Source organism: Prevotella sp. E13-27 (assembly GCF_023217965.1).
In the GTDB taxonomy this organism is placed as follows: Bacteria; Bacteroidota; Bacteroidia; order Bacteroidales; family Bacteroidaceae; genus Prevotella.
Genome location: NZ_JALPSC010000001.1, coordinates 994,326 through 1,021,217, shown reverse-complemented (window position 1 = coordinate 1,021,217; position 26,892 = coordinate 994,326). Strand labels below are relative to the sequence as shown.

Annotated in this window: 21 protein-coding genes; 4 read left to right on the top strand and 17 right to left on the bottom strand. The window is 50.8% G+C overall.

Going from position 1 to position 26,892, the window contains the following annotated elements; all coding sequences use genetic code 11:
- Positions 1–503: 503 nt before the first annotated feature.
- Positions 504–2,183, bottom strand: coding sequence for an ISL3 family transposase (locus M1L52_RS04325; RefSeq protein ID WP_248613604.1), 1,680 nt, complete (start codon positions 2,181–2,183; stop codon positions 504–506).
- Positions 2,184–2,604: 421 nt separating this feature from the next.
- Here M1L52_RS04325 and M1L52_RS04320 point away from each other — a divergent pair, with 421 nt between their 5' ends.
- Complete coding sequence (locus M1L52_RS04320) at positions 2,605–2,766, top strand: hypothetical protein (RefSeq protein WP_248613603.1); 162 nt, start codon at positions 2,605–2,607, stop codon at positions 2,764–2,766.
- A gap of 2 nt (positions 2,767–2,768) precedes the next feature.
- A complete protein-coding gene (locus M1L52_RS04315; protein WP_248613602.1) occupies positions 2,769–3,368 on the top strand; it encodes a zeta toxin family protein in 600 nt (199 codons plus the stop codon).
- Between the two features lie 255 nt (positions 3,369–3,623).
- On the opposite strand, the gene M1L52_RS04310 is transcribed toward M1L52_RS04315, so the two are convergent.
- Positions 3,624–4,664, bottom strand: a complete 1,041-nt coding sequence (locus M1L52_RS04310) for an IS110 family transposase (protein ID WP_248613034.1) — start codon at positions 4,662–4,664, stop codon at positions 3,624–3,626.
- An 818-nt stretch (positions 4,665–5,482) separates the two neighbouring features.
- Between M1L52_RS04310 and M1L52_RS04305 the strand changes: the two genes are divergently transcribed.
- Both M1L52_RS04305 and M1L52_RS04300 read left to right on the top strand, forming a co-directional pair.
- Complete coding sequence (locus tag M1L52_RS04305) at positions 5,483–5,644, top strand: hypothetical protein (RefSeq protein ID WP_248613603.1); 162 nt, start codon at positions 5,483–5,485, stop codon at positions 5,642–5,644.
- Positions 5,645–5,646: 2 nt separating this feature from the next.
- Positions 5,647–6,246: a zeta toxin family protein gene (locus M1L52_RS04300; RefSeq protein WP_248613602.1), complete on the top strand. Its 600-nt coding sequence runs from the start codon at positions 5,647–5,649 to the stop codon at positions 6,244–6,246.
- A 661-nt stretch (positions 6,247–6,907) separates the two neighbouring features.
- Here the strand turns inward: M1L52_RS04300 and M1L52_RS04295 are convergent.
- The 15 genes from M1L52_RS04295 to M1L52_RS04230 all read right to left on the bottom strand — a co-directional run bounded on the left by M1L52_RS04295 (position 6,908) and on the right by M1L52_RS04230 (position 26,657).
- Entirely contained in the window at positions 6,908–7,207 is a 300-nt protein-coding gene (locus M1L52_RS04295; protein ID WP_248613601.1) for a type II toxin-antitoxin system YafQ family toxin, read from the bottom strand.
- Entirely contained in the window at positions 7,204–7,557 is a 354-nt protein-coding gene (locus M1L52_RS04290) for a hypothetical protein (protein WP_248613600.1), read from the bottom strand. The genes M1L52_RS04295 and M1L52_RS04290 overlap by 4 nt, the downstream gene beginning before the upstream one ends.
- Positions 7,558–7,730: 173 nt before the next feature.
- Entirely contained in the window at positions 7,731–8,516 is a 786-nt protein-coding gene (locus tag M1L52_RS04285; protein ID WP_248613599.1) for an Ig-like domain-containing protein, read from the bottom strand.
- A 372-nt stretch (positions 8,517–8,888) separates the two neighbouring features.
- Positions 8,889–10,025, bottom strand: a complete 1,137-nt coding sequence (locus tag M1L52_RS04280) for an OmpA family protein (RefSeq protein WP_248613598.1) — start codon at positions 10,023–10,025, stop codon at positions 8,889–8,891.
- Between the two features lie 440 nt (positions 10,026–10,465).
- Positions 10,466–14,686 carry a hypothetical protein gene (locus M1L52_RS04275; protein ID WP_248613597.1) on the bottom strand — a complete coding sequence of 1,407 codons (4,221 nt, stop codon included), beginning with the start codon at positions 14,684–14,686 and terminating at the stop codon, positions 10,466–10,468.
- A 148-nt stretch (positions 14,687–14,834) separates the two neighbouring features.
- Entirely contained in the window at positions 14,835–16,631 is a 1,797-nt protein-coding gene (locus tag M1L52_RS04270) for a hypothetical protein (protein WP_248613596.1), read from the bottom strand.
- Positions 16,632–16,688: 57 nt separating this feature from the next.
- The gene (locus M1L52_RS04265; RefSeq protein ID WP_248613595.1) at positions 16,689–18,212 is read right to left on the bottom strand and encodes a DUF1566 domain-containing protein; all 1,524 of its coding nucleotides are present in this window, start codon (positions 18,210–18,212) and stop codon (positions 16,689–16,691) included.
- Positions 18,213–18,268: 56 nt separating this feature from the next.
- Positions 18,269–19,861 carry a PCMD domain-containing protein gene (locus M1L52_RS04260; protein ID WP_248613594.1) on the bottom strand — a complete coding sequence of 531 codons (1,593 nt, stop codon included), beginning with the start codon at positions 19,859–19,861 and terminating at the stop codon, positions 18,269–18,271.
- Positions 19,862–20,057: 196 nt separating this feature from the next.
- Entirely contained in the window at positions 20,058–20,483 is a 426-nt protein-coding gene (locus M1L52_RS04255) for a GxxExxY protein (protein ID WP_248613593.1), read from the bottom strand.
- A gap of 475 nt (positions 20,484–20,958) precedes the next feature.
- The gene (locus tag M1L52_RS04250; RefSeq protein ID WP_248613592.1) at positions 20,959–23,391 is read right to left on the bottom strand and encodes a PCMD domain-containing protein; all 2,433 of its coding nucleotides are present in this window, start codon (positions 23,389–23,391) and stop codon (positions 20,959–20,961) included.
- 239 nt (positions 23,392–23,630) lie between these two features.
- Positions 23,631–24,122: a DUF6169 family protein gene (locus M1L52_RS04245; RefSeq protein ID WP_248613591.1), complete on the bottom strand. Its 492-nt coding sequence runs from the start codon at positions 24,120–24,122 to the stop codon at positions 23,631–23,633.
- A complete protein-coding gene (locus M1L52_RS16360) occupies positions 24,119–24,247 on the bottom strand; it encodes a hypothetical protein (protein WP_262917933.1) in 129 nt (42 codons plus the stop codon). Before M1L52_RS16360 ends, M1L52_RS04245 begins: the two co-directional genes overlap by 4 nt.
- A 1,053-nt stretch (positions 24,248–25,300) precedes the next feature.
- Complete coding sequence (locus tag M1L52_RS04240; protein WP_248613590.1) at positions 25,301–25,591, bottom strand: DUF6722 family protein; 291 nt, start codon at positions 25,589–25,591, stop codon at positions 25,301–25,303.
- Between the two features lie 585 nt (positions 25,592–26,176).
- Positions 26,177–26,449 (bottom strand): type II toxin-antitoxin system YafQ family toxin, encoded by a 273-nt coding sequence (locus M1L52_RS04235; RefSeq protein ID WP_248613589.1) that lies wholly within the window; start codon positions 26,447–26,449, stop codon positions 26,177–26,179.
- Positions 26,450–26,453: 4 nt separating this feature from the next.
- A complete protein-coding gene (locus tag M1L52_RS04230; protein WP_248613588.1) occupies positions 26,454–26,657 on the bottom strand; it encodes a hypothetical protein in 204 nt (67 codons plus the stop codon).
- Between the last annotated feature and the right edge of the window lie 235 nt (positions 26,658–26,892).

Below are 26,892 nucleotides of genomic sequence, written 5' to 3'. Positions count from 1 at the left end.
TTTCGTTCAGGCAAAAGAAGACAATTATTTTTTATTGAGAGGACGTGTCATAATTAACCACAACGGATTTCACGGATTAAACGGATTTTCTTAGATACTGATTATCAGTAGGGCTTAAATCCGTGAAATCCGCGAAATCCGTTGTTTTTAAATAAATCTTGTGTTTTGATACACCCTCTTTTCTGACAGTTCTATAATATAGTTTTGACATCCTCGTATTCTTGTTTTTACTACCCTGAAAACCAAAGTCGTCGACTTTGGTGACCAAACTCGTCGACTTTGGTCACCAAACTCGACGAGTTTGTAAAATGGTATAGTCGGAACCACATCGCATCCCTGACTATAACACATCGCAATTCTGTAACCTTCAGTCCCATTTTAAATACCTATGTTTGCAGTTTTACAAAAACCTTAAACGCTCGGCTCTGTCGCTTTTACAAAGGCGGAACGCCGACTAAAAGAACCCTTTTTAATGGTGTTTTTCTGGTTTTTGTGGTTCTTCTTCAATTTAGTTGAAAAAGCAGAGGCTCCAGAATAAGTTTTCTCTTAAGCAGTTCCAGTCCAGCCCTGCCATACATGCACCGTTTGACCTCCTTTATCTTGTTGACAAATCCTTCGACAATGCCATTGGATATAGGTAAGACGATGCAGTTCATAACGGCTTTGAGGTCTCTGTTCACACCATCAACGAAGCGTCTAAGCCTTTCAATGGAGGTATGTCTGTATTCTTCTATCCATTTGGTAAGTCGTCTAGGATTATTAGACTTGAGAAGTTCATTGAATTCAGAAACTGCATAATACAGAGTTGAGAACCACTTCAGTGAGAGCAATTTTCTGATAAGCGTGTCCTCTTGCCCATTGAGTTTCATGCCTCTTACAGACCTATTTATGATATTGGCCATCATGTGAATAGGCAAAAGCGGTTCTTTGTGTGACACCTCAGCGACACGCTTTGCCTGCACGTGTTGCTCTTCAGTCTTACGCGGTCCCCGATGGCCATCTGACAAATAATGGAAATGGCGGTAATAAGGCCCCATTGACTTGTAGCTACCATCTTTGTTGATGTCCTTGAATATCTTGGACAGAGGCCTGCCTTTGGCGTATTCCGTCTCCACATAGGCCTCGTGCATTGAGAAGTCAACTTGGGCATTGCTCTTACGGGCAGGTAATGATGTGATGTCCATATACGACTGTACAGTTGTATAGAATATGCCGGTAGCTTTGACTATCTCACCCTTGCTCATACCCTTGGCCTGTAGAATCTTGACCTGATTGAATTTTGCCTGCCGTTGCACGTTGGTGCCATTACTGATATCGTTGGTCTTGCGTTCTCCCATGACTAACATCCTGTAATCCTCGTAGTTTTCACTGACAACACGTGCTATCATATCGGAGGCATTCTTTACTAGATGAAAGTGGTCGGCAACCTCCTTGATCAGGCGCTTGGTACTTGCGACGGCAGCAGAGTAGTCGGTGGATCTGTCACGACTGACAATCTGCACCTTTATGTGTCTGTCCAGCCACTCCCTGAAAGTTTCCTCCTCACGATTACCTAACAGGTCTATGATCATACCCGTCCGCAGATTGACAATCACGCTACCATAGGATACGCCCTTACGGAAAGCCCAGTCGTCAACACCTATCCGATCGATATCCGGATATACGGGAAGAGGCATGCGGTGGATGTCGCGAAGGACAGTTGCCCTGCTAATAGGTATTCCCATTATACGAAGATGGCTGCTGCTCTTGCCTGCCGATGAGTCAAGTGACAGTTTTGACACCAAAACCTCACAGCGCCTGCTTCTTCTACGGTATCGGAATACCTCCGTCCCAGGCTGCTCCGCAAAAGTCTTGTGGCTGCAATCTTCATCGTGGCAGAAGAACTTACGCATCTCTAGATGAAGAATAGTGCGCCTGCCGAGTATGGGAAGGTCTGTAACGTGACGCATATATCTGCTGTGTATCTTTTTACTGTGACTGCCGCAATATGGGCAGATACCATAGGAGAGAGAACTACGAGCATATATATGGATGGTATCTGGAAGCACCTCCACATCCTCTATGCTGAGTTCTGCATTCGGATACAGGGAAGAAATTTTGAGGTTGTCGTTATTTGATGCCTCTAAAGTTTGGTTATGACAATTATTATTAGTACTTTTGTCGCTATTAGGATGTTTTGACATGATTTTGAACCACTTGTTTGGCGACATAAAGGTACAAAAAATATGTCAAATATCCTAATTTTATTTACTGTAAATACTTGATAGTTAGTTAATTAAGTTTAATATGGAAGCCGACAATACATTTCATTCTGTCTCCTCTTAAACACTTAAAGAAACATGATTTTCAATGCATCGAACTATTGCTGCTTTTTCAACTAAATTGAAGAAGAACCGTTTTTGTAAAAATCTAAACACAAAGTTTTGCCGGTGATTGAAAAAATCTAAAAATCTAAAGTCTGTAGTCTATAGTCTAAATCTATAGTCTATAGTCAAAAAACATCTGATGTCTTTTCGGTAGTCCTAACTACATTTTGGGGAAATATTTGGAACTTTAATCTATTTGCACTATCTTTGCAACCAGAAAGTCTTAACGAAAAAAGATATGAGCATCGACACTTACAAGCTTACCAGCACGGAGGAGCCTACCGACGAGGTGCTCTCGCAATTGATGCGCGAGGCCGCAGAGGAGGCACGCGAGACGAATGCAGAGGCGACACAACGCTATTTCGAAGAACTGAGGCAGGCTGCCGCAAACATCAGATAGCCATGAGTAAGACCGAACACCGCCCCGTACTCATCGTGATTGCCGGCCCAAACGGGTCAGGCAAGACGACAATTACCTCGAAGATCCTCAAGCACGAATGGTTAGAGAATGCGCTCTACATCAATCCCGACCAGGTGGCGCAGGACCGCTTCGGCGATTGGAACTCGCCCGAGGCCGTGCTTCAGGCCGCCCAGTACTGCGAGGAGCAGCGCGAGGAATGTCTGCGAAACCAGCAGAGTCTGATATTCGAGACGGTGCTATCGTCCGAAGGAAAGGTGGACTTCATTCGACGCGCTCATGCGGCAGGCTATTTCATTCGCATCTTCTTCGTGTCTACCACTCACCCATCAATCAACTCATCACGTATAGCCAAGCGTGTGATGAAGGGCGGTCACGACGTGCCCATTCCCAAGATTATTTCTCGCTATCAGAAGTCGATACTCAACTGCAAGCGCGTGGCGGCTATCTCCGACCGTGTGTACGTCTATGACAACTCTATCGATGACACCGAGGCACGTCTGCTGTTTCGCATGACCGACGGCAAGCCTTTCAAGCGCTACACCGACGACATTCCCCTCTGGGCGCAAACCATCATCGAATAGTCGCTGTCCAACCTGCCTGTCATCGGTAAATACTTCAGGAAATGACCACAGACTATAGTTTTAGACTATAGACTATAGATGACTATAGACTTTAGACTATGAGGACGTGTCATAATTAACCACAACGGATTTCACGGATTAAACGGATTTTCTAAGTTACTGATTATCAGTAGGGCTTAAATCCGTAAAATCCGCATTCTATGTTAAATTCCTAATATTTTTTCTGTTTTAACTATATTTTTAACACTCCCGACTTCATGCAGCCTCAAGCGCTGCATGATAGTCATAATCTGGGTTGTATTTTTCTCCATTCCTTACCATAGCCGTAATGACATGTAATAGTTTGTTCTTTACGTTATTCACGGCAACGGGCTTCTTCTTGCCAACTTCGACAAGCCTATGGTAGTATATGGCCATCTGAGGACAAAAGTGGATGGATGCCAATGCAGCCTGTGTGAGCAGTGCCTTGATGAGCTTGTTTGCAAATGGGCTTACATGTGGCGGCGTGTTTACACTTGTGCCAGACTGTCGGCCAAAGGGTGCTACTCCGTAGTAGCAGGCTATCTTTCGAGAATCGAAGTCAAAGCGGCTGAAGTTGTCTGTATAGACCATCAGGCAAACGGCGTTCTGTGTGCCTACTCCAGGAACAGAAGTGATGATCTCGAAGTTCCTGCGCAGCTCCTCATCCTCACTTATAATCTTTTCTATTCTCATATCGCATTCTGCTATTTTCTTGTTAAACTCACTGATGAGATGTTTGCTGCTCATAGCCATGAAACGGCTGATGTCGGACTTCTCCTGTGTCTGTTTCTTCTCACCCTTGCGCACTGTCATGCTCGCCTTTAGTTTGACCAGATTATGCCTATAGAGAAATACTTCACGAAGACGCTCCAGATTCTTGTCCAGAGGCTTGTACAGGCGCATCTGGTCGTAGTTGCGCATGGCATACTCTGCAATAATGCCTGCATCGGCCTTGTCGCTTTTCGTACGCTGCAGGGCAGAGCTGCGCTTGATGCTCAGGGCATTTTCCAACCACATGTCATAACCACTTCCGTAGAGATAGTTGCATAGTGCCCTGCTGTAACCGCCAGTGTTCTCTCCGCAGAACAGCCAGAGTCCAGTGTCCTGCTCGTCCACAACGGACTTCACCCATCTAAGCAGGCGACGGAAACCACTCACCTTATTGTCAAACACCTCGTGCTGTCTCTCTGCACGTTCCTCGACTCCCTCGGCCTTTATGACCGTTGCATCAAACTTTTCTTTGGAGAAATCGATGCCGATAAAGATTTTTTTCATACCTTTGTATCGTTTTATAGGAATCGGCATAGTTGCATTGACTCTACACTCTAAATAGGCTCGAAGCCGTTATCATTCTATCAGAGCTTGCAACGTGGCTGGGAGGACTGATACAGATCATGGGCTTGTCCCTGTGAAATCCAGAGTTTCCCTCTCCAGCAGGCCGGTTCCTCCTTCTTACAACAAAGGTAGGGAACCTGACCTTACTAAGCAAGATTTATACAATATTTTTCTTAGACGCTGCAAACTTAGAGTGAAATCCGTTGTTTTTAATTAAATCTTGTGTTTTGATACACCCTCTTTTCTGACAGTTCTATAATATAGTTTTGACATCCTCGTATTCTTGTTTTTACTACCCTGAAAACCAAAGTCGTCGACTTTGGTGACCAAACTCGTCGACTTTGGTCACCAAACTCGACGAGTTTGTAAAATGGTATTGTCAGAACCACATCGCACCCCTGACTATAACACATCGCAATTCTGTAACCTTCAGTCCCATTTTAAATACCTATGTTTGCAGTTTTACAAAAACCTTAAACGCTCGGCTCTGCCGCTTTTACAAAGGCGGAACGCCGACTAAAAGAACCCTTTTTAATGGTGTTTTTCTGGTTTTTGTAAAAATCTAAACACAAAGTTTTGCCGGTGATTGAAAAAATCTAAAAATCTAAAGTCTGTAGTCTATAGTCTAAATCTATAGTCTATAGTCAAAAAAACATCTGATGTCTTTTCAGTAGTCCTAACTACATTTTGGGGAAATATTTGGAACTTTAATCTATTTGCACTATCTTTGCAACCAGAAAGTCTTAACGAAAAAAGATATGAGCATCGACACTTACAAGCTTACCAGCACGGAGGAGCCTACCGACGAGGTGCTCTCGCAATTGATGCGCGAGGCCGCAGAGGAGGCACGCGAGACGAATGCAGAGGCGACACAACGCTATTTCGAAGAACTGAGGCAGGCTGCCGCAAACATCAGATAGCCATGAGTAAGACCGAACACCGCCCCGTACTCATCGTGATTGCCGGCCCAAACGGGTCAGGCAAGACGACAATTACCTCGAAGATCCTCAAGCACGAATGGTTAGAGAATGCGCTCTACATCAATCCCGACCAGGTGGCGCAGGACCGCTTCGGCGATTGGAACTCGCCCGAGGCCGTGCTTCAGGCCGCCCAGTACTGCGAGGAGCAGCGCGAGGAATGTCTGCGAAACCAGCAGAGTCTGATATTCGAGACGGTGCTATCGTCCGAAGGAAAGGTGGACTTCATTCGACGCGCTCATGCGGCAGGCTATTTCATTCGCATCTTCTTCGTGTCTACCACTCACCCATCAATCAACTCATCACGTATAGCCAAGCGTGTGATGAAGGGCGGTCACGACGTGCCCATTCCCAAGATTATTTCTCGCTATCAGAAGTCGATACTCAACTGCAAGCGCGTGGCCGCTATCTCCGACCGTGTGTACGTCTATGACAACTCTATCGATGACACCGAGGCACGTCTGCTGTTTCGCATGACCGACGGCAAGCCTTTCAAGCGCTACACCGACGACATTCCCCTCTGGGCGCAAACCATCATCGAATAGTCGCTGTCCAACCTGCCTGTCATCGGTAAATACTTCAGGAAATGACCACAGACTACAGTTTTAGACTATAGACTATAGATGACTATAGACTACATTGTATTCTTGTTTTTACTACCCTGAAAACCAAAGTCGTCGACTTTGGTCACCAAACTCGACGAGTTTGTAAAATGGTATTGTCAGAACCACATCGCACCCCTGACTATAACACATCGCAATTCTGTAACCTTCAGTCCCATTTTAAATACCTATGTTTGCAGTTTTACAAAAACCTTAAACGCTCGGCTCTGCCGCTTTTACAAAGGCGGAACGCCGACTAAAAGAACCCTTTTTTATGTTTTTTCCATTAAAAAGATTAAGTTCCCTAAGGGGTAACGGGATAAGCGGAAAACTTGTCTGAGAGCTTGCTCTCAAGGAAGTTTGGCGCTAATACCGTTAGTACTCTGACAAGAGTACAATCTCTTTAATGGTGTTATTTTGTTTTTTGTTTAAATCCAGACGCAGAGTTTTGCCGGTGAACCAATAATTATGGTAAATTATTGGCAATTATGGCAATTCGTTTCTTAAAATAAAAGCATTTCTTTCCGATGTCAAAAAATTCGCCGAGCCCATCCTTTCGGATGTCTCGGCGGATATTATGTCTTGGGGAAATAATGTCGGGATGCTACCGTTTCTTGCCTTTGCCGAAGATGTCGGCGTGGGTGCCCGTGCGGTAGAGCGAAATAATGCGTATCTCGGTGTCCTTCTCGTAGAGCAGCAACCAGTCGGGATTGATGTGGCACTCCCAGTAGCCCTTGTAGTCGCCACTGAGCATGTGGTTGTGCAGGTTGGCGGGCAGGGGTTCATCTTTGCGTAGCATGTCAACTACCGTTAGCAGTTTTTCAATATCGAGACCGCGGCGCACGGCCAGTTTCACATCTCGGTCGTACTGCTTGTAGGTCTTAATCTGGTAGTACTGCTTCATAGCGCCATCATTGCTTTTTTGAACTCATCGAACGATTCGTAGGTCGTTCCTTGGTCCTTGCCGCTGCGCACGTCCTCAATGACCTGCATGGTCTTGTCGTTAAGGTACTCGCCCGTCTCGGGGTCGTAGAGGCGTGGTCTGGTCTTCTGTTTGACACCAGGTCGAGCCTGCTTACGCTCGGCAGTGCTCAAGCGAGCTTGGCTCTGCTCTCGCTTACTCGCAGCCTTCTTCACCGTCGTCACGCCCTTGAGCATGCTGATGGCCTTCTTAATGTCGTTCATCATCGACAAGTCGCTGACCCCTACCAATAGCTGGCCTGCTGTGGGTAATTGTGTTCCTATTGCTGCCATAATCGTATCGTTTTACGTTTCTGGTTGCAAAGATACATATTTTCCGCAATTGTTTGCTCAAAATCTCAAGAAAATCTTATCTTTGTTATACAAACATCAAAAAAAGCCTCCCCGCCATTGCTGGTCAGGGAGGCACCAATAGTGTTATCCTGAGCAATACCTATTGGTAGTTTTTACTCTGCACCGCCCTGGCTGACGCCGCCCTCGTTCAAGGGGATGTTGCCGCCGGTGATCTCGATGGTGATCGAGGCTGTGGCAGCGGGGTTCTCCTTCGAGGTGCAGGTAACGGTCACGGTGCCGTTCTTCAGCGGAGTGAGCACACCGTTGGCATCGATGGTGGCGATGCTGGTGTCGTCAACGCTCCATGTCACATCCGTCTCGGTGATATAGGCAGGTGTGAACACAGCACCGAGCTGATAGCTCTCACCCACGGCATACTTACCGCTGGAGGTGGTGGGGATGGTGATAGCCAGACTGCCTGCCGTTGGACGTGTCACCACATACACGGGAGTATAGGCGGTCTGGTACGAACGCTCATTCTCGCTATATACGAGCGACAGACTGTAGTCCTTGCTGCCGTCGAAACCACTGGGAGTAGCGGTAACGGTCAGCGTACCCTTGGAGGCGTCTGCTGCTGCAGCGGTGATAGCCATGGCAGCATCGTGCTGAGTCACGAACTTCAGACGGGTGATGTCTGCTGCCAGTGTGGTGGCCAGTGCCTTCGGCTCCACCTCATAGATAATGGTGGCAGCGGCGGGCTGATCCACGGTGATGTTCACCACACCCTCCTCGGTATGGAACACCACGCTGTTCAACTGCGAGATGGTCTGGTTGTTGTAACTACGCAGGGCATCATTCTCGGCACCCAGCTTGTCGATGTCGTCCTGATAGTCTGTGCAGGACACTGCGCCCAGCATCAGTGCGGGCATCATCAATGCAAAAAATACTTTCTTGTTCATATTATTATACTTTTAAATTAATTACACCTTAATTGTCTTTTTAAACGATTTTTTTCGACCACGAATTAATCGAATTTTTCGAATTTATATTTTTATCGACCACAGATTGAACAGATTTAACGGATTTTTGCTGCGCATTGTTTTCGATTATATTTGGATTACTGCGACTAAAGCCGCCGAAAGGCAATAATCTGTAATCTGTCGCTTTGCGACAAAATCCAAAATAAATAATCTGTGTCATCTGCGTAATCTGTGGTTTAATAAATAATTCGTGTTTCAAATTAAATTTAATTAGACAAATTCGTTTCTTGAAATATTATGTTCGTTTCTATTCTATTCCCCTTCCCTTCGGGAGGGGGTTAGGGGTAGGCCCTACTCAATTTGTATCACCGTTGCCATTCTGCTATCCTTGCGGCTGCCGAAGTCCACTTCGCCCTTGCCCTCAGCTTTTATGCGGCTGGCATCGATGCCGTTGTCGATGAGCCACTTCTTTACTGCCTTGGCGCGACGGTTGGACAGACGCTGGTTGTAAGCCTTCTGACCATCGGTAGAGGCGTAGCCGCTGATGACAGCGTTCTTCTCCGTGTACTTCTTCAGGTAGTCCAGTACTGGCTGCAGCTTCTCGGCCTCTGCAGGCTCCAGCTTCGATGAGCTGGCGGCGAAGAACACCTTCACCTCAGGCATCTCTGGTACAGGCTCTGCCACCGGCTCGGGCTTCTTCTCCTCTACCACGGCCTGTGTCTCAGGCTGTGGCTCCGGCTCGGGTTCCACCACCGGCTCTGGCTCCACTATAGGCTGCGGCTCCTCTATGGTGATGTGCTTGCGCGTCTTGCCGAGCGCAATCTTCACACCCACGAGCAGGTTCTGCTGCCAGTCGAGGTTGTCGTTCTTGCCCTTTTTCGAGTTCCACTTGTCGGGCAGCACGTTCGCGTTGTACTCCAATCCGAGCGCCACGCGCTCAGAGAGGGCGTACTCGATGCCGGCGCCCAGTCGTCCGGCAGGGAACAGCTTCGTGCCGTCCCACAGCTTCTCGAAGCCACCGTTGGCCAGTGCAGGTATGCCCGCACTCTCGTTCTGGGCAGCCAGCTTGTTGGCATCGTCGTTCTTGAACGCGATATTCAGTCCCACGCCAGCCAGTCCATAGACGTTCCACTTGCGGTCGGCATCCCAACCCCAGATGAGGTTGGTCAGCGACACCGTAGCGTCCAGATTGGCCTGCACATAGTTCCATTTATACTCTGCCACGGGGTGAGTCTGCCAGTTGCGAGCCTCCCAGCCCGACGCACCGAGGCGCAGGCCGAAGACCGGCGAGAACTGACGGCCCACGCTAAGCGCGGCAGTAGGCGACAGCAGCTTCGAGAACTTGGCCTCGCCGACATGGTAGCCCACACCCACCTGGGGCTGGACGAACCAGTGGGGCTGGAAGGCCACCGAGTCTCTCGTTGTCTGCGCCTTGGCACCTGTCAGCGCCATGCAGAACAGTACAAGAATCAATACTCTTTTTTTCATATACTTGAATTCATTATATTTCTTTGTTTGGTCGCCTTCGGCTCAAAATTATAAGAAAATTTATTTCAAAAATTATAAGAATTCTTTTCTTTCTTTGGAGTCCGACTGTCGTCGGAGAAATCTTTCAAATTTTATCAAATCTTACAAAATCTTTTTCTTTTAACATGAATTCGACCTTTGGTCGCTTGCCTAAGCAAGAATTGTCATTTAATTGCCCATATAATTTCTCATATAATTAATTCATGGATAATTGCCACTTCGTTCTCGCTGTTGCTCGCGAGCCCTTCGGCCTTCGTGTTCAATTTTTGGCAATTCGTGTTTAAAATATATTCTGTTCGATTTGGTCAGATTTGTCAGATTTCTGCTCGAAGAGCACTCCTTTTACAATTTTTTGATTCAATTTTTTTATAATTTTGAGCGAAGCGACCCTTAAATCACTCTCACTTTACCACAACTTTGCGTCCGTTCTGGATATATATGCCCTTCAAGCCCTTGATGACTCTGCGGCCACTCAGATCGTAGAAGCAATCGTTGTTCACATCCTTAGCATCTCTGATTTCGTTAATACCAGTAGCCTCGCTGTCGATCTTCAGCACGCGAGAGTTAGCACCGGCCTGGTCGTTGCCCAGGTGCAGCACAGCCTTGCCGGCGGGTACCTTCACCTCGTCACCCTCTGCCAGGATGGCGTGGAACTCGTTGTTCTGCAGCACGAAGTAGTGACCGCTGTCGTAGTGCTTCTTCTCGATGACGGGCTCCAGGCAGTTCTTCTGACCATAGTCCTTGTTGTCGCTCGTTGCCACGGGCATACCGCTGGCAATGCGTCCGCTGTAGGCCACCAGGTCGTAGGTCTGTCCGGCGGTGCCAAGCAGCAATACGCCGTTGTTAGCCTTGATGATGCGCTCGTTGCCGTACTTCAGTTGGTCTTCGGGCACAATCTCCGTAGCCACCTCGGCGCTGTTCTTCACCTGCACGGTGTAAACGTCGATGCCGTCGGGGATGATGACATCACAGCCAGTACCCAGCGTCCAGTACTTGTTCGCGGGGGTCACGGTGCAAACCACCTTCGCGCCCTCGTAGTTGTCCTTCAGGCTTGCCATCAGGGCGTAGTCGTCGAGCATAGCCAGTGTGGTGTGGATGGTAGCCGTGCCGGGGAATGCGCCCTCGCCCACAGCGATGGGAGCCTCTGTGTCGGGCATGATGATATCCGTTACGTTGTTCAAGCCGGCCATAGCGCCCGGAGCAATGCTCACCACGCTCCAACCGTTGACGGTGGCGGGAATCTCTACGGTGATGCCATCGGCATTGGGCGTAGCCTCTGTGATGTTGTCGATGTTCAGCGTTTGCTGTGTGCGATCCACCACGCTCACGGTCATATCGATGTCGTCCACTTCCTCGCCGCTCTCGGTCTTCTCGCCTTCGCCGTCAACCACTTGGTCCTTGATGACGAAGTCTGCCGTTACGGTGCCCTGGAAGTTGGTCTTACCCGTTACGGTCACGGTGTACGTGCCCGGATCGGTCTGTGTGTTGCCCTCTACCTCGTACTGTTCGGCAGGAACGGTCAGGTTGCCGGCCTTCACCTCAGCAATCTCGGCTGTCTGTGCCACAGGGCCGAACAGGTTGTACTGGAACTCTGTCTGAGCGAGCGTTACGCTGGTCAGCGTAGCGGGCTTGATGGTGAAGGTAGCCGTCTGTGTGCCGCTGTAGTTACCCTTACCTGTTGCGGTAACGGTAGCGGTTCCGGCGTTCGTGTTGGCGGTGTAAGCCAGCGTGTAGTCGGTGCCCTCGACAAGGACGGCTGAACCGTCCTTCACAGTTACGGTAGGCATCTTGGCTGTGCCGTCGTAGATGTACTCGGTTGTACCCAGTGTAATCTCGAACTCAGCCTCGGCCTCGGCAGGAACGATGTTGAACTTGGCAGTAGCCTCGCCCTTGAAGTTGCCCTTACCTGTAACGGTTACGGTGTATTCGTCTACGTTTGTGCCCTTATTGCCGCTCACTTCGTAGCTGTCGGCAGCCACAGGCAGATTGCCTGCCTTCACGCTTGCCACGGCCACGGTCTGCTCCTGCTGGTTGTAGGTCAGAGTGGTCTGAGCCAGTATCAGTTCGGTCAGTTCGGCCTGTGCGATGGTCACCTTGAAGCTCTGTGCAGCCATGTCGTTGTGGTTGGCATCGGCCACCACCTTGTAGTAAACGGTGTATTCCTTGGCCTCGAAGCCCGAAGGCAGAGAAGTAGAGTAGTTCACGTTGTCGAGAGAGTACTGCATCTCGCCGCCCTGTGCGCTACCTGCGGAAATCAGCGTCTGAGGCAGTGCGTTGAACACCAGTCCTGTCTTTGCTGTAGGAGCTGTCGGGGTGATGTTGGCGGTCTTGATGGTGAAGGTAGCCGTCTTTGTGCCGCTGTAGTTGCCCTTACCTGTTACGGTAACGGTAGCGGTTCCGGCGTTCGTGTTGGCGGTGTAAGCCAGCGTGTAGTCGGTGCCCTCGACAAGAACGGCTGAACCGTCCTTCACAGTGACGGTCGGGGTCTTGGCTGTGCCGTCGTAGGTGTATTCTGTAGTGCCCAGTGTCAGTTCAAAGAGGTTGGCGTTGGCAGCCACGATGCTCCAGTTTGCGGTTACAGAGCCCTTGAAGTTGCCCTTACCGGTCAGCGTGGCGGTGTAGTTGCCCACGTTCGTTGCCTTGTTGTCGGCAATCTCGTAGCCTGCATCGGGAACGGTGATAGCTCCGGCGCTGACGATAGCCACCAGTGCGGTCTGCTCCTGCTGGTTGTAGATGAAGTTCGTCTCGGTCAGCGTAGCGGCGGTCAGGATGGCCTGTTCGATGGTCACCTTGAAGTTCTGTGCAGCCACGTCGTTGTGGTTGGCATCGGCCACCACCTTGTAGTAAACGGTGTATTCCTTGGCTTCGGTGCCAGTAGGAATGTTCGTGCTCCAAGTCTCGTTGTCGAGTGAGTACTGCATCTCGCCGCCCTGTGCCTGTCCGGCAGCAATCAGCGCCTGTGGCTGGGTGGTATAGACGAGTCCGGTCTGTGCAGTAGGAGCGGTCGGTGTGATGTCAGCCTTAATGATGGCGTAGGTAGCGGTCTTCGTGCCGCTGTAGTTACCGATACCCGTTGCGGTAACGGTAGCCGTACCCACGTTCACGTTGTTGGTGAAAGCCAGCGTGTAGTCGGTATTCTCGACAAGGACGGCTGAACCGTCCTTCACAGTAACGGTGGGCTTCAGCTCTGTGCCGTTAAAGGTAAATTCGCTCGTGCCCAGCGTGATGTTGAACAGGTTGGCGTCGGCAGCCACGATGCTGTACTGAGCCGTTGCCGTACCCGTGAAGTTTTCAGCGCTCTCCTTGGCCTTAACGGTCATGGTGTAAGTACCTACGTTGGTGGCAGAACCAGAAACGGTATAGTCAGTTGCGGGCACCACCAGTTCACCGGCCTTCACGCTGGTGATGATGGGCGACTGCTCCTGCTGGTTGTACACCAGATTGGTCTGCTCCAGCAGCACGTTGGTCAGCGCAGCCTTGTAGATGGCCACGTTGATGAATGCGGGGGCAACGTCGTTGTGGTTGGCATCGCCCACCACCTTATAGAATACGGTGTAGCTTCCGGCGTTCGTGCCCTGAGGCAGGGTGGTAGCATAGGTCGTGCCGTCCAGCGAGTACTGCATCTCGCCGCCCTCGGCCTGTCCGGCGCTGATCAGCGTCTGAGCCTGTGTGTTGTAGGCCAGGTTCTCAAGGGCAGTGGGAGCCGTAGGCGTGATGTCGGCCTTGTTGATGGTGAATGTCTTCTCCACCTGTCCGCTATAGTTGCCGATACCTACGATGGTAGCCTTACCCGTGCCGACGTTCTCGTTGTCCTCATAGCTTACGCTGAAGTCGGTGTCCTTGGTAAGAACGGTGGTGCCGTCCTTCACGGTGACGTCGGGTGTCAGTGCCTGACCGGTGTAGGTCACGGCTGCGATGTCCTCGATGGTGATGTCGGTGTGTGTGAGCAGCTTGCGGTAGTTCACCGAGATTTCGGCATTAGCGCGCTTCATCACGAACGTGAAGGCGTTGGGGTTGCCTGTGACGGGCTCCAGCTCAAAGTCCTTCAGCAGGTCCAAGCCAGCCTGTACGCGGCGGGGAGCCTTGGCGCTACCCTCGGCAGCGTACCACAGTCCCTGCAGTCCGCCTACGCTCCAGCCCGTGTTGGGCTCAATCGCTACCGTTACGGTGGCGCCTTCCTCAGCCTTTGTCACTTCGGCCTCGCCCACGTAGAACTTCACGGTTCCCTGAGCGTTCGTGCCCACGGTAAGGTTATAGCTCGGAGCGACGCCAGGCATCGTCTCATATACTTCATGGGTAGTTGGGTTGAAGTGTATGGTCAAGGTGTAGGTGCCAGCCTTAGCGATAGTGATAACGCGGTTATCACCATCAGGATATGCCTCATTCCAGCTGTGATCCTTCACGACCTTGTATTGCACCTCATCTTCGAGATAGACGTTGGTGTAGGTGATGCTGTAGGTGCCATCATCGTTCTTCGTCATGTCATTGGCGGTGTAAGAAGCATCCCAAACCGAGCCAAACATGGCTGAGTTGTTGCCGGCCACGGTGTAGGTGGTCTGCGCCCACGCGCCCGTCACTGCCGTCACCAGCAGCACGAGCAATGAAAATATCTTTTGTTTCATATTCATATATAAATTTTTGGACCCTCCCCGTCCCTCCCTGTTGAGGGAGGGGGAAGTCACTCTGTACGTATTTTATTTACTATCAATCACGCATTATTCTTTTCTTACTACTCCCCTCCCTCCACAGGGAGGGGTCGGGGGAGAGTCTTTACTTCACCACGACTTTACGTCCGTTCATGATGTAAACTCCCTTCTTCGTCGGCATCTTGTCGAGCTTGCGTCCGTTCAGGTCGTACCAGTTGCCATTCGTGATATTCGTGATATTCGTGTTCGTAATCTTCGTGGTCTCGTCGAATACCAGCGTGATTCGTGCGCTGGGCACGCCAGTGTTGATGCTCAGCCATGCCTTGTTGGCGCCGATGGCGAGGTCGTTCTTCACGAAGACGAAGGCCTTGCCGTTGAAGGCGTAGTTGGTCTGGGCGTCGGTGCTGGCGGCGATGGTGGTGCCGGTCAGGGTGCCCTGGAACTCAGGTGCTACGGTGATGGCCTGGTCGGGCTCGGCGCATGGGATGAGGAGGATGACCTTCTCCTGCTGGCTCTTGTTGTAGATGAGCATCGGGGTGAGGGCGGGCATGGCGTCGCTGGGGCTGCTCAGCACGGCCTGGTCGGCGCTGACGCTCTGGATGGTGTAGAGATCGGCTTCCTGGTCCTCGATGCGCAGGGGCTCGTCCTTGTAGTAGGTGACGAACTCGCCTGCGGGTACGGTGATTTCGTAGCCCTGGAAGAGCTGGAAGGTGTTGCTGAGGGCGGTCTCGCCGTCGTAGTTGCTACCGACATTGGCGAAGGCCTTAAGGGCGTAGAGGCCGGGGGCGAAGTCGAAGTCGGCAAGCTTGACGCCGTCGCCTTCGGGCTGGAGTGTCTGCTCGTCGAGCTTATAGATGCGGCAGTAGTAGTCCTGATTCAGTGTGAGGTCTTTCTGCTCGATGCCGTCGTACACTTCTACGAGTGCCAGCACCTGCAACATGTTCATCTCGGCGGGCTCATAGCCTTCGCCCTGCTCTGCCTTCTTCACGCGGTAGCGCAGGCCGTCGGTGCCGTCGCCCATGGTGGCGGTCATCTGGATGCTCATGTCGCGCACCAGTTCGTACTCGGCCGTGGCGTCGAAGGCGGGCATGGTGAACGATGCCTCAGTGAAGACGGTATCGTTCTCAGCCTTGTTGGTGGTCACCTCGACGTCGGGCTCGGCTGGGGCGGGGCCTGTGGTGTAGAAGTACTTTGTATAATTATATGCGATATCCTCATAGATATCATAGCATCTTAAATCATTCTCTTCGTATGATGAGTCATATACTCCGTCCTCAAATCTTACGACTTTAACATTTCCATCTGCTACAAATTCATAAAATAGTATGACTGCACCGGTACTCGGTACGCCAGTCCAACTCTTTGCCTGATCCTCTGTGACAGCTTGGAAGCCAGGCAATTCGCTCGCCTTAATCAACTTTTCGTCTATTGATTTCCAGCCAGAATATAAATCAGAGTTAATCTCTGCTGCCGTCACAGCGTTAGGGTCTGTGGCGGCGGCGGCGCCGTAGACCTCGATCTTCGTAACGCCGTTTGAGCCTAAACTCACTGATTTGCTATTATCGGTGTAGACCTCCGCTGCATAGAGATATACCGAGGGGCTCTCTCCCTCAACGGTGTAGCCAGTCACTGCGATGCCGTATCCGGTGTAGAACTTGCAACTGGTGATGGTGTAGCCATTGGTGCCAGCCACGGTCAGCAGCGATGCTGAACCAGCATACCATCCTTCCTCGTCGCCGTCGTTGAAAACCTCGCCACTGAAGGTGACGGTGACCTTGTCGTCGAAGGTCATGCTCCCGCTCTTGAAGGACTGGTAATCTTTGCTCTCAATCGTTAAGAGCGGCGTCTCGTCCGCCCACGCTCCGCCGACTGCCGTGAGTAGCAGTGCGAGCGTCATTATATATCTTGATATTGTTTTCATATATTGTATTTCTTTATGTTGTTTATACCTTTTATATTATATACGCGCGAGAGGGGGTTAGAACGCGAGGCAGGCGCGAACAAGGCGGTCGTTGGCCTTACTGTCGTTGTACCAGTCGCCTTCGTCGAAGCCGTAGAACCACGCCTTGTTGGAACCGATCTCCGTAGACGACCAGTAGCTGCCCATCTCCATATTCGTTCCGCCGACGAAGCTGAAGCCGTCGCGCAGGTCTTCGTAGCTGCCGGCAGCGATAATCATGTTGTCCCACTCGTCATTGTTGGCCAGCTTCCACGTGCCGCCGGTGAAGGCCGGCGTGTGGGCGGCGCAGGTAGTCATGGCCGTGCTCCAGTCCTTCGTGCCCTCATCGGTCAGCGCCAGTGCCAGGCCGTTGCTGCCATCGACATAGCAAATCTTGGCCACGGGGGTCACGCCCGTGGGCAGGGTGCCGGAGATGTAGTTCTTGCCGTCGCTGCCGATAATCTGTCCCACTACGGGGTTGGTGATGTTGAGCGAAGGAGCCGCCGCCTTCTTCTTCACCTCCACCTTGCGGAACTTGTAGCCATCCTTGGCGGTCATCTTCACCTCGGTGCCCATCTTCACGCTCTCGAGCTTGCCCTCGGTGACGGTGGCGGCTGTGCCACCTACGGTAACGGTGGCCTTGCCGGCCTCGATGGTGTTGGCATTGGCGGCGTTGAACTGGATGTCGAACTTGTTGGTGAGCACCTGGACGGTGAGGCAGGCGGGCTCGGTGTCGTTGAAGGTGTTCTCCTCGGTGGCTTGCTGGCCGTCGGGGGTGTCGGCGCCCTTGATGTAGTACCATACATAGACATCTGCGCCGTCGTCAGCGATGTTCTCGGCTGTGGGCACTGTGGCGCTGAATGCGGTGAGTGCGGGGGCCTCGGTGGCTGAGGTGCCGATGGCGTACATCAGCGTGCCCTGCGTGACATCGGTGCTCGCTGCGGCGAAGGCCACGATGCCGGTGCCCTCGGCGATGAGCGATGCGTCGGTGCCGGCGATGACGCCTTCAGCGGCTTCGGGCAGCAGCGTCTTCACTTCGGGCTCGGTGCCCGTGGTGGCGAATGCGGCTGCCTTGGCGTAGATGGGTGTCAGCACGACGTCGCTGCCGGGCATCGAGAAGGTGCCGGTCTTGGTCGAGGCGTTCCAAGCGACCTCGATGCCGCCCTCAATGCCGGTGGCGTAGTAATACTTTAGTATATTATTATTTGTATTGTAATAAACAGAAGAGTGGTTTAAGCTTGATGAAGTAGACAAAACGACCTGACCGTCGGTAAAGTTGATTTGATTGTAATCTATCCAGTCTCCAGCATCTACGTAGCCGTAAATCAGTACTACGCTGCCGGTCTTTGGAACGTCGGCCCATGCCTTGGCCTGTTCTTCGGTGATGGCGTCGGCTTTGAGGCCGGGCATGTCGCTCGGTAACAGGCCTGAGTAGTCTTTATTCCATGCTGCGGGGGGGACTATCTCCGTCGTGGTTATTTTCACGCCGTCCGTGGCCCACGCGCCCGTGACTGCCGTGAGTAGCAGCGCGAGCGTCATTATATATCTTGATATTGTTTTCATATATTGTATTTCTTTATGTTGTTTATACCTTTTATATTATATACGCGAGAGAGAGGTTAGTCGGCTTCGAGTGAATAGTTCTTGGTGGCATCGATTGTGTCTCCGGGTCTTACATAACCAGAGCCTATCATCAATGTTAACCCCCCGTTGAGTATGTAATTGCCCTGCACCTTCAAGCCACTGCCCGCGTTCTCAGGACGCTCGATGGCCTGCTGCCAAGTGTCGCCTTCGACATAGTTGATAGATTTGGTGGCGACGCCTGTGATGATGAGGGTCTTCAATGCCGCTGCCGCTTTCTTCTCGGCCTTCACGCCGATGACTTTCTTCGAGCCGGTGTAGGTGACGGTGACGGTCTCGCCCTTCGTCACGCCGGCGTTGGGCTCGGCCTTCCACTTGTCGGACTCTTCGGTGCCTTCGGCGAAGGTGACGGCGTAGGTGGGCGCGTCGGCGATGCGTGCGGTGATGGACTGCAGGCAGATGTCGCCATCGCTGTAGGTGGCGGTGGCGCCATCGACGCCCTCGTCAGTGCCCACGGGGTAGTACCATACATAGACGATGCCCTGCTGGGTGATGCCCTCGGCGGTGGGCAGCTGGTCGGTCCAGCCCTCAGCGTCGTAGGCGGGTGCGGTGGTGCCGCTGTTGCTGACGAAGTACATCAGCTTCTTGGCGCCGGTGAGCTTCGTGGCGTCCACCTTCACCAGCGGGTCGTCGGTAGTGGCGCGCGCGTCAGCGTCGGCAGCGGTCACACCACCGTCAGCCACGGTGGCCTGCGGGTAGTACTCGGGCTCCAGTGTCACGTTTCCGCCGGGCATGGTGAACGTGCCGGTCTTCGCCGCAGCGTTCCAGGCGACCTCGGGGCCGGAGGTGGAGGGGGCGGCATACTCCAATTCAATGTCGTCTATATAAAGATAGTCATTAGCCTTACCCTTGCCAGGATAGGCATTGGTATAGGCATTGATAAGGATGTAGGCGGGAACGACATTGTTGTCCGTGTAATTGAAAGGAATAGTTAGTTGCTCCCACTCGCCATTATTATAGGCTATTTCTTGCTCGGCAGATGCTACGACCAACGCTTTATTGTCATCGTTGTCATCTTCAGCCAGGTTGTATGCTACATAGTCTGCATCGCCATGAATGGTGGCAGAGAACTTGGCAGTGGCATAGTCGCCATAGCCGGTGCCTCCCTGCACATACTTCACCCATACCTTTATAGCCGTAGGCTTGCCTGTGAATGGCATGGCGCATGGATTGGTGAAATTATTTTTGGTATTGCTGCCATCGCGATCAGAATAGATGTAGTTTGCTTTATCTATAGAAGACATAGAACCAAAATGTATGCGTCCTGAGGTCAAAATGCCTATGTTTATCACACCCATTGTACTCTTTGACCAAATGGAACAGGAATACTGTCCGGAGGAACCTGGGCGCACGTCGGTGGAGCGTTTTAACTGTTTGCCGCCCGACATAGCAGCCAAGCTACCATCAGATGTTGCATTAGAGTTCCAATAATTGGGCATATCTTCTCCATCGTAGGTCCACGTTTCGAAATCACCATTGGGTATCGTGGTGATTTCCGTCTGCGCCCACGCTCCCGTCGTCACGGCTAATAGCGCGACGAGCGTCAGTAATGTTTTCTTTAATTGTTTCATATTACTTATAATTTTAATTGTTATTATTTCTTTGTTCTTGAGTCGCCTTCGGCGAGAAATCTTTCAAATCTTCCAAATCTTACATTAATCTTTTGTCTCTGGAGTCCGACTGTCGTCGGAGAAATCTTTCAAATCATTCAAATCAAACAATTTTTTCTGTAAGATTTGTCAGATTTCTGCCCCGACAGGGGCACTCTCACATTAATTTAATTCTGTCGATGTCGCCTGTGAGCTCGTCGAAGTGATACCACTCCGAGTAGAGACCCTCAGGACTGAAGTTGATAAGCATTCCGTAAGGCTTGCGAGTAATGCGCAGGTAGCTCCACAGCTGCTGGCGGTGCGGCGTGTCGATATGCTTGATGGCCTTGAGCTCCAGGATGATGTTGTCGTTGACCAACAGGTCGAGGCGATAGTCCTGGTCGAGGCGCACGTTGTCCCAATACATGGGTACGAACACCTGCCGCTCCACAGCATAGCCTTTCTGCTCCAGCAGATACTTCAGCGCAGCCTCATAGGCCGACTCCAGCAGTCCGCCACGGAACTTACGGTGTACGCGCATCGCTTCTCCCGTTATCTCGCGGAAGAACTCGTACTTCTTATTGTATTCGCTTATTGCATCCATAATTTCTTTCTGTCAGATTTGTAAGATTTGTTAGATTTCTGCCCCGACAGGGGCACTCCCTTATTCAGTCGCTTCGCGAGAAATCTTTCAAATCATTCAAATTGTTCAGAATCTTTTTTTTTCTTTTGTCAGATTTGTAAGATTTGTAAGATTTGTTAGATTTCTGCCCCGACAGGGGCACTCCCTTATTCAGTCGCTTCGCGAGAAATCTTTCAAATCATTCAAATTGTTCAGAATCTTTTTTTTTTCTTTTGTCAGATTTGTAAGATTTGTTAGATTTCTGCCCCGACAGGGGCACTCTTTTCATGAAATTGATATACGAATCCCGATTTCCGTGGCGTAAATCCGAGTTCTGAGCCTCGGGCCGAGCTTCTCCGCCCCGTAGGAGCACTCCCTTCTCGCCATCGTCGTCATCGTTCACGTCGTTTTTTCTCGTTTCCTATACATTATATATATATATACGCGCGCGAGGGGATTACTCTGCATCCACCAGGTAGAACCCGATGCTTTTCACATTTTCGCCGATGAAATCCTCAGTAAGCGGCAGCAGCTTATCCGTCGAGGCGGCACTGCCCGTCCACGTGACTTTATAAATGTTTTTCGTTTCATCTTCAAAATATGTCCATCCCACGCCGAGATTTGCCTCATTCCATCCATAAAAACCTTGGGCATTCATCTCGATCTTTGTGAACTCCTTGCCGGTCGGTGCCGTGAAGGTAAAGCCGCCGAGAGCGTACACTTGGAAACTGATGCCATCCGTCTTCGGATCTCCGTTATCAGCCCACATGGCATATATATCTTCTCCGTCATTAGCACTCAGCGTGATGCCCTCCTTCGTATATGACACGTAGGTGCCCTCGACATCAATGTCGGTGACGTTCGTAGCGTCCCATACGATGTCGGCCACGGGAACCTCAATGGCCGTAGCCGCAATCTCGCTGTCGGAGTGCGTGTCGTCGTCGGCCTTCACGTAATACCAAACATATACCGTGCCACTGGCGGTGATGGTCTCAGCCGTGGGCACCTTGTCGCTGAAGCCATCCGTCGAGGCAGGCTTCGTGTTCGTCGTGGTCACTGCATACCAGAGCGTGCCGCCGTCGGCCACGCCACCGCTAACCAGCGCCGTGCCCTTGCCAACGCCAACAATCGCCGCACCCGTCGGTGCCGTCGTCACCGTAGCCGCGGGCTTCGCCGGAGCCGCGTCGGTCGTAGCCTCCTGAACGAGACGGACGCTGAGCCCTTGGATCCGACTGCCGAAGTTCGCGGAAACCAGACTGCCCGAACTGATGTACACGTCGTACACGTTGCCCGGGCCATTAGGCGTAGCAGACCAGTAGTAGCCGTTCGAGCCCAGACCGCCCATCGACGTGCCAATCCGCATGCCTGCAGCCGGCAGGAACACACAGCCGGCAGACTCCATCTTAGTCCAATCCGCAGCGGTGTAGCTGTTGCCATTCCAGCCAGTGTCGCCTGTTGCGTTGACACCTGTCGGAGCATTTACGCCGTCGGGGTGAGTATAGGTGTCGGGGAAGAGGATAACGCCCGGTACATCGTTTACCTTAGCCTTGGCATAGCGGCCGTTGTCGGTGCCGCCCACGGAAGATGCACTGCGGGTGTTCAACAGATATGTCCACTCGTCACTTGTCAGCGTGCGCCAGCCTGTGCCCATCGTTGCGCCCCAGTCCACGAAGTCGCCGGAATAATCGCTGTTGGTTGTAGAAGTATTCTTACCGTAATCGGTAGCAGATGTGCTCCAGCCGAAGTGGTCCCATGCGTCTGCGCTATAGCTTGTGTAATAGTCATACTGGTTGTCGAAGAAACTCCAAGCACCCGATGCGTAGCGCAGGTTACCCTTCGAGAAATAAACCTGCTTGCCATCGCTTACGCTGAACTTGCCGTTGATGGCCCCGTCGGGAACGCTGGCCTCAGCCGGTGCAGCCTCGCTTGTAGCCTTCACGCACTTCACCTTCAGTCGTCCGTTGTACTGCAGCGTCACGGTCTCCGAGCCGTCGCCCTTCAGTCCGCCGATGGGCAGCGCCTGGGCCTCGCCCTCGCCCACCTTCACCGTCCACTTGTCGGCATCCTTCACGCCGTCCTTCAGAGAAACGGTGTAGGTGGAAGCGATGCCGGGTTCTGGCGCATACTCCAATTCAATGTCGTCTATATAAAGATAGTCATTAGCCTTACCCTTGCCAGGATAGGCATTGGTATAGGCATTGATAAGGATGTAGGCAGGAGCGACATCGTTGTCCGTGTAATTGAAAGGAATAGTTATTTGCTCCCACTCGCCATTATTATAGGCTATTTCTTGCTCGGCAGATGCTACGACCAACGCTTTATTGTTATCGTTGTCATGTTCAGCCAGGTTGTATGCTACATAGTCTGCATCGCCATGAATGGTGGCAGAGAACTTGGCAGTGGCATAATTGCCATAGCCGGTGCCTCCCTGCACATACTTCACCCATACCTTTATAGCCGTAGGCTTGCCTGTGAATGGCATGGCGCATGGATTGGTGAAATTATTTTTGGTATTGCTGCCATCGCGATCAGAATAGATGTAGTTTGCTTTATCTATAGAAGACATAGAACCAAAATGTATGCGTCCTGAGGTCAAAATGCCTATGTTTATCACACCCATTGTACTCTTTGACCAAATGGAACAGGAATACTGTCCGGAGGAACCTGGGCGCACGTCGGTGGAGCGTTTTAACTGTTTGCCGCCCGACATAGCAGCCAAGCTACCATCAGATGTTGCATTAGAGTTCCAATAATTGGGCATATCTTCTCCATCGTAAGTCCACGTTTCGAAATCACCATTGGGTATCGTGGTGATTTCCGTCTGTGCCCATGCGCCCGTCGCCGCCGTCAAGAGCAGCGCGAGCAGAAGTAATAATTTGTTTTTACTCATAACTTTTAGTTTTAAAAATGTTATTAATTAAGTGAATTATATATATGTTTTCTTTTTGTCTCGACCACGGATTATTCGGATTCATCTTCCTATCCGTCTCATCCGCGTGCTCCGTCTTCGTTTCATCTTGTCTCTGAGACCAAACGGATATCCGCGCCCGCTCCTTGCGAACGCAAAACCGCCGAGCCCATCTCTCGATGTCTCGGCGGATATTTTAATTCGGGGAATGTCGGGGGAAGCTATGGTTTGTCTTTAAAGGCTGCGACAGTGCTGTCGAACTCGTCGGTGACAGCCTTCAGATAGCGGTTGCGGTTCTCAACGATGATGGCTACATACAACTCCTGCCCCTCAAGGGTGGCATGCGTAGTACGAATGGTAAAGCGGTTAGGATTGGCAGCCTTCTCGAACCAACGTATAAACAGTCGATTGCGGCCAGCCTCGCGATGGTCGGCCGAATCGCAGTAGTAAAGCAGCACGTTCTCGTATTCGGTGAAGAACTCATCGAGGATGATGAACGTAATGGCGCTGATGTTAGGGTCGTGCGGAGAGCGAACGTTGTCAATCTTAGAAATGGCAAACTGATAGGTATCGCAACCGCCGATGGGATTCTCGGCCAGGAAGCGGATACGGTAGAGTATGCCGCCCTCGGTGCGGAACTCGTAGCCACCACCGGCTTCGCGGACCTCGTAAGGCGATTTGGCGTTGATGCGCTCGAGCGACAGCTTGATCATAGCATCACCACGTTGACGTCCTTACCCTTGAACTCGGCCTCGAGTTCCTTCTTCCACTCCTGCTTGTGCTTTACAGCAGCCTTGATAAATTCAAGAGCCTGCTCTTTTGTCTTCTTAACTTCCATAATCGTCGTTGTTTAATCGTTTCTGCCTGACAAAGCTGCGGTTCTTGGACTAGCCAAGCGGCCGCTCGACCTTTGGTCGCTTGCAAGGCAAGAAAGCCGAGCGAAGCGAGGGCAAAAGAGCTTGCTCATTTTGCCGAGCGTGAGCAGCTTCGCACGCCTTTCGCGTGCAAATATACACATTTCCCGCGAGATATAGTCGCCTATCGGCGAGAAATCTTTCAAATCTTACCAAATCTTACAATTATATTCTGTTTGATTTGAATTAATTTGTAGGATTTGACTTTCCCCTTCTTGCGTCCCGTTGGTAGCAAGCGTCACCCTTCGGGATGCCGAGCGCGGGCCGTCGAGCTAAACCTTCTGCCCCGCCAGGGGCACTCCTATGATAATTATCATTTATCAATTATCATTTAGGCCGCAGGCCGCAGAATAATATCCGTTTGTCTCAGTAAGTCAAGGAACGCGTTGAGCGAGTAAAGAGCTTAGAGCTCGCTCTTGTGCTCTTTCGAGCGTAGCGTTTCTCGAGGCAAAGCCTCAATGATCGCTTTATGTTTTTATGTCGTCGCCTATCGGCGGGTCATCAATTTTTTTTAGTCCGACTGTCGTCGGAGAAATCATTCAAATCTTACAAAATCTTTTTATTATTTATCTGTTCGATTTGTTCCGATTTGTGGAATTTCTGCTCGAAGAGCACTCATTTTTTCTTGGAGTCCGACTGTCGTCGGAGAAATCTTTCAAATTTATTCAAATCTTTCAATTTCTTTTTGTCAGATTTTTCAGATTTGTTCGATATCTGCCCGACAGGGCACTTCATATTCCTGAGACCAAACGGATAAAAACAATTCGCCGAGCCCATCTCTCGATGTCTCGGCGGATATTTTTCTGTGTGTGGAATCGGGAACCCAGTTCCTTCCTGATGAATTAAAGCAGATAGACTGTTCTTAAAGCATGTTGTGCTGACGCAACCACTGCTTGCCCTTAGGGGTTAGGCAATACAGCAGGAACAAAATGCACGGAACACCGTAAACAAAGAATATAAGATACATTCCCATAGTTTTATTCCTCCTTTTTTCTTTTCTTATTCGTTAATACTAATCCCACTATCAGTGTAGAGACTGCCACAATCGTACCAACAACATATATTGTATAACTATCGTCTATGTCTTTGAACAAAGAGGCAATTACAACACCTGTCGTGACATATTTCGAAATGTCGAGCAGATACTTACCCAGATTCTCTATCCAAGTACTCTCCATATTCGGCTTTTGATTCTCCGAATTCGCAGCTTCCAGCTGTTTGTTTAGTTGCAGTTTCTGCGCTTTTGCCTTTTCACGTCTCGTTGACATTATCTAGCATTGAATTGTTATTCAACTGCAAAGATAGTGCAAACCGAGCGAAAAACCAAGGAAAAATCATTTTTCTTTGTATTTGCTTTACCTCGCTACGCGAACAGCGACCTTTGGTTCCTAGGTGCAGCCTATCATCGACCGAAGGTCAGAGATATTGCATATTCCCCAATCTTCCAAGTTTTTGGAAGAATAATATCCGTTTGTCTCAGTAAGTCAAAGATCGCGTTGAGCGAGTAAAGAGCTTAGAGCTCGCTCTTATGCTCTTTCGAGCGTAGCGTTTCTCGAGGCAAAGCCTCAATGATCGCTTGTATATGTCATCGCCTATCGGCGGGTCATCAATTTTTTTGAGTCCGACTGTCCGTCGGAGAAGGTTTAGCTCGACGGCCCGAAGGGGAAAGTCAAATCTTTCAAATTTATTCAAATCTTTCAATTTCTTTTTGTCAGATTTTTCAGATTTGTTCGATATCTGCCCGACAGGGCACTTCATATTCCTGAGACCAAACGGATAAAAACAATTCGCCGAGCCCATCTCTCGATGTCTCGGCGGATATTTTACTGTAGGGGGAATTAATGTGCGGCGCGTCAGAACAAGTCTGCGTGTGTGCCTGTTCCTGTGAACAAGAGTACCAGCTCGATGTCGTTTTGCTCCCAGATGAGGAGCCAGTCAGGTTTCAGATGGCACTCCCAACAGCCGTCGTATTGTCCCGACAACTTGTGGGGACGATACGCTGTGGGAAGTTTGCCGTCGGCCTCAAGCAGTCGGATGGCCGTCTTAAGAAGCTCCATGTCGTAGCCGCGTTTGCGACAGCGTTCCGTGTCCTTGCGGAACGTCTTGGTCATTCTGATTTCGTACATACGCTCAGATGCCTAACGACTTGAACATTTCCTCAGACGAAGAGAACTTCTCAACGCGTCCAGCTTGTTTGTCCTCCTGTGAACGCTGGTAGCTACTCTTTGCTTTTGGTGAAACCTTTTTCACCAACAAGCCTAGTGCCTGCAGGTACTCTATCAGAGCCTTACCACTGGAGGTGCGCTCGTTCAATGTGATAGTGTATGTTGCCATAATCGTCGTTGTTTATTGTTTCTGGCTGCCAAAGCTGCGGTTAAGCGAGGGCAAAAGAGCTTGCTCATTTTGCCGAGCGTGAGCAGCCATTCCCGACCGCTGGTCGCCTACCCGTAGCCTTTCGCCACGCCTTTCGTGTGCAAAGATACAATTTTTTCGCGAGATATAGTCGCCTATCGGCGAGAAATCTTACAAATCGTACCAAATCTTACAAATATTATTAATCCCTGCATTC